We start from the raw sequence: 8,098 nt of genomic DNA, 5'->3' as shown, positions 1-8,098 counted from the left end.
GCGGCGTGCCTCGGAGGCGCTGATCCGCAGCCGCGCCCGGAGGAACTCGGTGGTGTTCCGGTAGCCGTCGTCACCAGCAACACCGGCAACACCAGCAACACCGGCAACACCAGCAACACCGGCAACACCAGCAACACCGGTAACTTTGGCGACCTCCGTATCTGCCGGGGTGTCGCGCCAGCCGGTGGTCCACGATGTGGTGCCTTTCACCGCGGAGGCGGGCTGCTTCCGGGTCCGGTCCACGGCGGCGGCCGCCACGAGTTGCAGATACTCCACGGTCCGGGAGAGCTCTTCCACCTGCCCGGCGAAGTCCGCCGCTGTCCGGAATCCCCAGCACCCCGCGTCGGCCACCGCCGTTGAAGCGACATCCCGGAGCACCGCAAGGGCGCTGTCCACGCCGGGCTGTTGGTCCAGGGAGGCGCCACGGGGCCCGGCCCGGACCCCGGCCCGGGCCGGGCCCGGATCCGTGTCCTGGAAAGGAATGAATTCCCCGACGGTTTCCATAACTCCACATTACTAAGGGGGTCCGACACGAAACCGACCCCGTGCCTGACGGGCATCTCCGGCGCCAGATCGCCCGCCTAAAACAGATTCAGGACGTGCTGCCGCCTACGTCAGTGCCCCGCACACGGAAGCCGAGCCGTCCCGCTGAACCCGAAGTGGGCTGGTGCAACTAAACTGGTTGGATCCCGTCGCCGCCCACCGTAAGGACCGATTGCACATGGCCATTTTGAATATCCGCATCATCGGGGATCCTGTGCTGCGCACAGTTGCCGATCCCGTGACGGAGTTCGGGCCTGAGCTGGCGAAGCTCGTTGCCGACATGACCGAGACCATGGAAGACGTCGAGGGCGCAGGCCTGGCGGCACCTCAGGTCGGCGTCAGCCAGCGCGTTTTCACCTACCGCATCGGCGGCGTCGAGGGACACATCATCAACCCGGTTCTCGAAAACAGCGAGGATTTCCAGCCGCACGAGGTGGAGGGCTGCCTCTCCATTCCCGGCCTGGGTTTCCCGGTCCGACGGCACCGGCACACCCGGGTCACGGGCGTCGACCTGCACGGCAACCCCATCAGCATCGAGGGGGAGGGCATGCTGGCCCGCTGCTTCCAGCACGAGACCGACCACCTCGACGGCATTCTCTTCACCGACCGGCTCGACGGCGAGGACCGGAAGAGCGCCCTGCGCGCCATCCGGAACGCCAGCTACGGCGCCGTCACAGAGCAGACGACGGCGAAGCGCGCCAAGACCGTCGGCTCCAGTTTCGGCGGCCCCGGCGTCGGGGCAGGTCCTTTCGGAAACAGCCAGTGAGGGTTCTTTTCGCGGGGACGCCGGCCGTCGCCGTGCCGTCCCTGGACGCCCTCATCGACGCCGGGTTCGACGTCGTCGCCGTCATGACCCGGCCGGACGCGCCGCTCGGCCGTAAACGCGTCCTGACGCCGTCGCCGGTCGCCGCCCGGGCCGCCGAACTGGGCATCGAGATCATCCATGCCGTCAAAGTCAACGCGGAGATCACCGCAAGGATCGCCGCCGCCGCCCCGGACGTCGCCGCGATCGTGGCGTACGGTGGACTCATTCCCCGCGCAGCCCTGGACCTGCCACGCCACGGCTGGATCAATCTGCACTTCTCCCTGCTGCCGGCCTGGCGCGGAGCGGCGCCCGTGCAGCGGGCGCTCATGGCCGGCGACGACGTCACCGGCGCCGTCACCTTCCTGCTTGAGGAAGGGCTGGACACCGGCCCCGTGTTCGGCACCCTGACCGAAGCGGTCCGCCCCGGCGACTCCGCCGGCGCGCTGCTCGAGCGGCTGTCCCACAGCGGCGCCGTCCTGCTCACCCAGACGCTGTCCGCCGTCGACGCCGGCAAGGCCGCCGCGGTGCCGCAGCGGGGCGACGTCAGCCTCGCCCCCAAACTCACCCTCGAGGACGGCCGGCTCGACTGGCGCCAGCCGGCCCTCGCGATCGGGCGGCGGGCGCGCGGAGTTACTCCCGAGCCCGGTGCGTGGACCACCGTGGACAGTCAGCGGATCAAACTGGAGCCGGTGCTGCTCCGGCCCGAGGCCGGGGCCCTGCAGCCCGGACGGCTGGCTCTGGACGGCAAGAGCGTCCTGGTGGGAACCGGTTCGCACCCGGTGGAACTCACCCGTGTCCAGCCCTCGGGCAAGAAAATGATGACCGCCGCTGATTGGGTGCGCGGACAGGCAACACTTGAAAGCGTGGTATTCGAATGAGCGAGTCCGGGACTAGCGGCAGCGGCAGGGGCCCCCAGCGCGGGGGCGCAGGATCCGGCAGCCAGCGGAACGCACAGGGCCGGGAGCGCAACCGCGGTCCGCAGCGCGGTTTCACCGAAAACGCACCCTCACAGCGCACCCGCCGGGCGGATCCTGCCCGGCTCGTGGCCTTCGAGGTGCTGCGTGCCGTGTCCTCCGAGGACGCCTACGCCAACCTCGTGCTGCCCGCCCGGATCCGGCACCACGGCCTGGACAAACGGGACGCCGGCTTCGCCACCGAACTCAGCTACGGTGCCCTGCGAAGCCAGGGCACCTACGACGCGATCCTGGCCCGTTGCGTGGACCGGCCGCTGGTAGAGCTGGATCCGGCCATTCTCGACGCCCTCCGGATCGGCGTCCACCAGCTGGTGGCCATGCGCGTCCCGGCCCACGCCGCCCTGGACCAGACCGTGGGCCTCGCCCGCGCCGTCATCGGCGCCGGGCCCTCGGCGCTCATCAACGCTGTGCTCCGCAAAGTCTCGGCGCACAACCTCGAAGAGTGGCTGGAGCTCTTGCTCAGCGACGAGTCGGACGAAACCAAAAAAGCCGCCATCCGCTATGCCCACCCGGAATGGATTGTTCGGGCGCTCAGGCAGTCGCTCGTGGCCCACGGCCGTCCGGTCAGCGACATCAGTGACCTCCTCGAGGCTGACAATGCCGCACCGGTGGTCAACCTCGTGGCGCTGCCCGGATTGGGCAGCCTCGACGAGGCCCTCGACGGCGGTGCCACGCCCGGGGAACTCGTGGAAGGCTCTGCGCTCTCCAGCGGCGGGGACCTGGGCCGGCTCGCCTCGGTGCGCGAAGGCACCACCCGGGTGCAGGACGTCGGCTCGCAGCTGGTCGCCCGCGCCCTGGCCACCGTCGATCTTGGCACTGGCGGCTCCGGCGTCGCCGGGACGGGAAATGACGTTATTGACACTGAAAAGTCGGGAGAACGCTGGCTCGATCTGTGCGCCGGCCCCGGTGGCAAGGCCGCGCTCCTCGCTGCCCTCGCCCGGCAGCAGGGCGCTACGCTGCTCGCCAACGAACCCGCACCGCACCGCGCGAAGCTGGTCCGGCAGGCCCTGGCCGCGGTGCCGCATGAGGTCTGGCATGTACGGACCGGCGACGGCCGCGAGGTTGGCACCGAAATGGCGGAAAGCTTTGACCGCGTCCTGGTCGACGCGCCCTGTACCGGCCTCGGTGCGCTGCGCCGGCGCCCCGAATCACGCTGGCGGCGCACGCCCAAGGACCTCACGGACCTCGGCCCGCTGCAGCGCGAGCTGCTCAAGTCTGCGCTGGACGCCGTCAAGCCGGGCGGCGTCGTGGCATATGTGACGTGCTCGCCGCACCCGGCGGAGACGACCGTCGTCGTGAGTGATGTACTGCGCAAACGCGACGACCTGGAACTGCTCGACGCCGGCGCGGCGCTGGACGCCGTCAGCCTCACCGGCCACCTCGAGGCCGGACACGAATTCACCGCCCAGCTCTGGCCGCATGTGCACCGGACGGACGCCATGTTCCTGGCGCTCATTCACAAGAAGGCTTGAGTTTCAGCGAGACTGGGGCACTGACAGCTACCTACGAACGAGAAGGAAATCCATGGCCCAGTGCTGCATCAACCCGAGCATCCTTTCCGCTGACTTCGCCAATCTCGAGGCCGAACTGCGCCGCATCAGCAATGCCGATGCGGTGCACGTGGACGTCATGGACAACCACTTCGTGCCCAACCTGACGATCGGGCTGCCCGTGGTGCAGCGCATCCAGGCCGTCAGCCCGGTGCCGCTGGACGCCCACCTGATGATCGCCGACGCGGACCGCTGGGCTCCGGCCTTCGCCGATGCCGGAGTGGCCTCCGTGACGTTCCACGCCGAAGCCTCGATCGCTCCGATTAAACTGGCGCGGGAACTGCGGGCACGCGGCGCCAAGGCAGGCCTGGCGCTGCGTCCGGGCACCCCCGTGGAGCCCTACCTGGACATGCTCCAGGAACTGGACCTCCTGCTGATCATGACCGTGGAGCCGGGCTTCGGCGGGCAGTCCTTCCTGGACCTGACGCTTCCCAAGATCCGGCGGGCACGTGCGGCCATCGACGGTTCCGGCGTCGAGGTGGCGCTGCAGGTCGACGGCGGTATCACCGAGGAGACGATCGTACGTGCCGCGGAAGCGGGAGCGAACGTCTTTGTGGCGGGGTCCGCCGTCTACGGTGCCGCGGATCCGGCCCAGGCCATCGAACGGCTGCGGGCGGCCGGGAGCCGCTGACCCGGCGGACCGGGCGCGGCGGGGGAATAGCTTGGGTTCCCCGGCAGTTGTGTCAGAATAACAACACACATACGTGCTCCGGGGTCGGTGTAAGTCCGAACCGGCGGTTATAGTCCGCGACCCGCGAGCCGGCGTTTTCCTTCGGGAGGAAGCCGGCGGACGGTTGAACCGGTGGAACTCCGGTACCGACAGTTAAAGTCTGGATGAGAGAAGCACGTACAGCTGTTGCTGCGGCGAGCCATTGGCGCCGCGGCATTGCGCTGTCGTATACCCCCGGAGCCATCGCGGTTCTTGAGGGAAGGAACGACACACAGGCATGGACCTCTTGCGATGGCTCTTCGAAGCGCAGATTCCGGTAGGCGGATCTGTCCTGATTCTTCGTGAAGTGCTAGGCAACATTTTTGGCCTCATCAGCGCCTTCGGTGGCATGCGCCGCCGGGTCTGGGCCTGGCCCGTCGGCATCGCCGGCAATCTACTGCTCCTGACGGTGTTTCTGGGCAACGTTTTCGGCTCCGCCACGCCCGCGACGCTGTGGGGCCAGGCCGGACGCCAGGCCATGTTCATCGGCGTCGCCCTTTACGGCTGGCACCGCTGGCAGCAGGGCAGGCAGTCCGCCGGCGGCGGCGGGGTAGCCGTCGCGCCGCGCTGGGCCAGTAACAAGACCCGGATCATCCTGGCTCTGAGCCTCGTGGCCGGGACTGCCGCATTGACGCCGCTTTTCGACTCGCTGGGTTCGTATCCGCCGGTCTGGGCAGACGCCTGGACGTTCATGGGATCGCTGCTGGCGACTTACGGCATGGCCCGGGGATGGACCGAATTCTGGCTCATCTGGGTGGCGGTGGACATTGTCGGTGTGCCGCTGCTGTTCAGCGCGGGCTACTACGCCAGTGCCGTCATGTACCTGTTCTACGGTTTTTTCACGCTCACCGGGTTTTTCATCTGGTGGCGCGCCTCGAAGGTGGCGGCCAGCCCGGTCACGGTCGAAACCGCTTTCCCGGACCCGCTGGTGGCCAAGTGAGCGCCCAAGTGAGCTCCCACGATGGAACCGGCTTCAGCGCGGCCGAGGCGACCGCGATGGACGACGCCCTCGCAGCGGCTGTGGCCGGGCCGCGGGGCGCAAACCCGCTGGTCGGCGCCGTCGTCATCGCCGCAGACGGAACCCGGATGGTCACCGGCCACCACCGTGGTGCCGGTACTGCCCACGCCGAGGCCGATGCGATCGCCCAGGCGAAAGCCGCCGGCCACGACCTCACCGGCACCACCATGATGGTCACCCTCGAGCCCTGCAACCACTGCGGACGCACGGGTCCGTGCGCCCAGGCGATCATCGACGCTGGAATCGCCGACGTCGTCTACGCGGTGGACGATCCGCACGACCCGGCCGCCGGCGGTGCCGCCACGCTGCGGGCCGCGGGTGTCCGCGTCCGCTCCGGGCTCAGCGCCGTTGCGGCGCTGGAGCTGAACCGGCGCTGGTTCGGCGCCGTCGCGGCCAAACGCCCTTTTGTCACCCTGCATATCGCGCAGACCCTCGACAGCCGGATCGCAGCGAGCGACGGCACCAGCCAATGGATCTCCAGCCCAGAATCCCTCGCTGACAACCACGCCCTGCGCGGCCGGATCGATGCCATTCTGGTCGGTACCCAGACGGTGCTCGTGGACAACCCGCGGCTCACTGCCCGGAATGCCGACGGCGGGCCGGTAGGCAAGCAGCCGTTGCGCGCCGTGATGGGCTACCGCGGGATTCCGGCAGGCGCCGCGATCAACGGCGACGACGGCAAGGTGCTCCACCTGCGGACCCGCGACCCGTTTGAGGCACTCGACATTTTGTTCGCGGCCGGCGTGCGCCACCTCATGGTTGAAGGAGGTTCCCGGATCCTGAGCGCTTTCCTCGCCGTCGGCCTTGTCGACGAACTCATTGTCTACCTTGCCCCGACACTCCTCGGCTCCGGGACCCCGGCCCTTGAGGACCTCGGCGTCACCACCCTGGCCGGCGCCCAGCACTGGGAATGGGACCCCGCTTCCGGCGGGGCCGTCCAGCAACTCGGCCGCGATCTGCGGCTGCACCTTCGGCCCGCGCAGTCGACAGCGTCGCCGCCGGACGGCGCCGCCAGGGCCGCCACCATGTTATCCGATTCAACCCCGCACCGCACTGGCGCGGACACCGCCGCAGGAGGCCAATGATGTTCACCGGAATAATCGCCGAGCAGGGGAAGGTGCTGTCCGTTGAGCGCGACGGCGAGATCAGCGCCACCGTGCGGGTCCACGCGCCCGGAACTACCGAAGGGCTGGCGCTGGGCGGCTCCATCGCCGTCAACGGTGTCTGCCTTACGGCTACGGAGATCGACGGCAGGGACTTCAGCGTCGACGTTATGGGTGAGACCTTGATCCGCAGCACCATCGGCGAACTCGCCGCGGGCGATGCGGTCAACCTGGAGCGCTGCGTTCCGGCCGGAGGCCGGCTCGACGGGCACGTTGTCCAGGGCCACGTCGACGGCGTCGGCCAACTGCTGGAGCGCGCCGCGCTCGGCAACTGGGACCGGCTGCGCTTCGGCGTTCCGGCCGGGCTGGCACGCTATATCGCCGAGAAGGGCTCCATTGCCGTCGACGGCGTTTCCCTCACCGTCACAGCGGTGAGCCCGGCAGCGGAGCCCGCGCCGTGGTTCGAGGTTGGACTGATCCCCACCACGCTCGCCGACACGGGACTGGGCGCGAAATCGATCGGGAGCCGGGTCAATCTCGAAGTCGATGTACTGGCGAAGTACACTGAGCGCCTGCTCGCATTTTCGGGAGCGGCCGGGGGAGCAGCACGGGCGAAGGGGGCGACAGCGTGAACAACGTCAAGGACATCCACGCCGACCTTTCCGCCCGGCAGCCCATTCGCATTGGGGCCGCCGAGCCGGCAGGCCTCGCCGCGCCGGCAGGCCTCGCCGCGCCGATCATCCCGCCGGCCGGCCTCGATCTCATCGACGACGCCATCCGCGCCATCGCCGCCGGACGCCCCGTCCTGGTGGTCGACAACGAGGACCGCGAAAACGAAGGCGACATCGTCTTCGCAGCGCAGCACGCCACACCTGCCCTGATGGGCTGGACCGTGCGCTACAGCTCCGGCGTGATCTGCATGCCGTTGGCCTCCGGCCGCGCCGACGCCCTCGCGTTGCCGCCGATGGTGGAATTCAATGAAGATGCCAAGGGCACCGCGTACACGGTGTCCTGCGACGCCGCAGTGGGCGTCAGCACCGGGATCTCCGCCACGGACCGGGCCCTGACGGCCAGGATCCTGGCCGGTCCGGGGAGCAAACCGGCGGACCTGACGCGTCCCGGGCATGTTTTTCCGCTCCGCGCCGTTAAGGGAGGAGTGCGGGAACGTCCCGGCCACACCGAAGCGGCCGTGGAACTTTGCCGGCTGGCCGGACTCGAGCCCGTGGGCGTGATCGCAGAGCTGGTGTACGACAACGGAGAAATGATGCGGCTGGACGGACTTCGCAGCTTCGCCCTCGAGCATGGCTGCCCCCTGATCTCGATTGCGGATCTGGTGGCCTACCTCGAGGCGGGACGGCCGGCCGGCCTCGCAGCGGATCCCGTGTGATGGAGGAGA

8 protein-coding genes, 1 pseudogene and 1 riboswitch are annotated in these 8,098 nt (G+C 69.0%); of the genes and pseudogenes, 8 read left to right on the top strand and 1 reads right to left on the bottom strand.

What is annotated here, in order from left to right; genetic code table 11:
- A pseudogene (locus RCH07_RS13250) lies at positions 1–504 on the bottom strand (HNH endonuclease signature motif containing protein); the annotation flags it as partial.
- A 217-nt stretch (positions 505–721) separates the two neighbouring features.
- On the opposite strand from RCH07_RS13250, the gene def reads away from it, so the two are divergent.
- The 8 genes from def to ribB all read left to right on the top strand — a co-directional run bounded on the left by def (position 722) and on the right by ribB (position 8,089).
- Positions 722–1,309: a peptide deformylase gene (gene def, locus RCH07_RS13245; RefSeq protein ID WP_326967938.1), complete on the top strand. Its 588-nt coding sequence runs from the start codon at positions 722–724 to the stop codon at positions 1,307–1,309.
- Positions 1,306–2,226 (top strand): methionyl-tRNA formyltransferase, encoded by a 921-nt coding sequence (gene fmt, locus RCH07_RS13240; protein ID WP_326967937.1) that lies wholly within the window; start codon positions 1,306–1,308, stop codon positions 2,224–2,226. The genes def and fmt overlap by 4 nt, the downstream gene beginning before the upstream one ends.
- The gene (locus RCH07_RS13235; protein ID WP_326967936.1) at positions 2,223–3,794 is read left to right on the top strand and encodes an RsmB/NOP family class I SAM-dependent RNA methyltransferase; all 1,572 of its coding nucleotides are present in this window, start codon (positions 2,223–2,225) and stop codon (positions 3,792–3,794) included. Before fmt ends, RCH07_RS13235 begins: the two co-directional genes overlap by 4 nt.
- A 52-nt stretch (positions 3,795–3,846) precedes the next feature.
- Positions 3,847–4,503 (top strand): ribulose-phosphate 3-epimerase, encoded by a 657-nt coding sequence (gene rpe / locus RCH07_RS13230; RefSeq protein ID WP_326967935.1) that lies wholly within the window; start codon positions 3,847–3,849, stop codon positions 4,501–4,503.
- 69 nt (positions 4,504–4,572) lie between these two features.
- A riboswitch (FMN riboswitch) is annotated at positions 4,573–4,723 on the top strand.
- Between the two features lie 96 nt (positions 4,724–4,819).
- Positions 4,820–5,521, top strand: coding sequence for a nicotinamide riboside transporter PnuC (gene pnuC / locus RCH07_RS13225; RefSeq protein WP_326967934.1), 702 nt, complete (start codon positions 4,820–4,822; stop codon positions 5,519–5,521).
- 56 nt (positions 5,522–5,577) lie between these two features.
- Complete coding sequence (ribD, locus tag RCH07_RS13220) at positions 5,578–6,684, top strand: bifunctional diaminohydroxyphosphoribosylaminopyrimidine deaminase/5-amino-6-(5-phosphoribosylamino)uracil reductase RibD (protein WP_326967943.1); 1,107 nt, start codon at positions 5,578–5,580, stop codon at positions 6,682–6,684.
- Positions 6,684–7,334: a riboflavin synthase gene (locus tag RCH07_RS13215; protein WP_326967933.1), complete on the top strand. Its 651-nt coding sequence runs from the start codon at positions 6,684–6,686 to the stop codon at positions 7,332–7,334. The genes ribD and RCH07_RS13215 overlap by 1 nt, the downstream gene beginning before the upstream one ends.
- Positions 7,335–7,438: 104 nt before the next feature.
- Positions 7,439–8,089 carry a 3,4-dihydroxy-2-butanone-4-phosphate synthase gene (ribB, locus tag RCH07_RS13210; RefSeq protein ID WP_326967942.1) on the top strand — a complete coding sequence of 217 codons (651 nt, stop codon included), beginning with the start codon at positions 7,439–7,441 and terminating at the stop codon, positions 8,087–8,089.
- The last annotated feature ends 9 nt before the right edge of the window (positions 8,090–8,098 follow it).

Origin of the sequence: Arthrobacter sp. CG_A4, assembly GCF_035985125.1 — a bacterium.
Taxonomy (GTDB): Bacteria; Actinomycetota; Actinomycetes; order Actinomycetales; family Micrococcaceae; genus Arthrobacter.
Note: the sequence above shows the minus strand (reverse complement) of the source record. Positions and strands in the feature narration are given on the sequence as shown.

Bases quoted from the DNA above. Each gene is read 5' to 3' on its own strand.
- def (WP_326967938.1), top strand. From the start codon at position 722: ATGGCCATTTTGAATATCCGCATCATCGGGGATCCTGTGCTGCGCACA.
- RCH07_RS13235 (WP_326967936.1), top strand. From the start codon at position 2,223: ATGAGCGAGTCCGGGACTAGCGGCAGCGGCAGGGGCCCCCAGCGCGGG.
- rpe (WP_326967935.1), top strand. From the start codon at position 3,847: ATGGCCCAGTGCTGCATCAACCCGAGCATCCTTTCCGCTGACTTCGCC.
- pnuC (WP_326967934.1), top strand. From the start codon at position 4,820: ATGGACCTCTTGCGATGGCTCTTCGAAGCGCAGATTCCGGTAGGCGGA.
- ribD (WP_326967943.1), top strand. From the start codon at position 5,578: ATGGACGACGCCCTCGCAGCGGCTGTGGCCGGGCCGCGGGGCGCAAAC.
- RCH07_RS13215 (WP_326967933.1), top strand. From the start codon at position 6,684: ATGTTCACCGGAATAATCGCCGAGCAGGGGAAGGTGCTGTCCGTTGAG.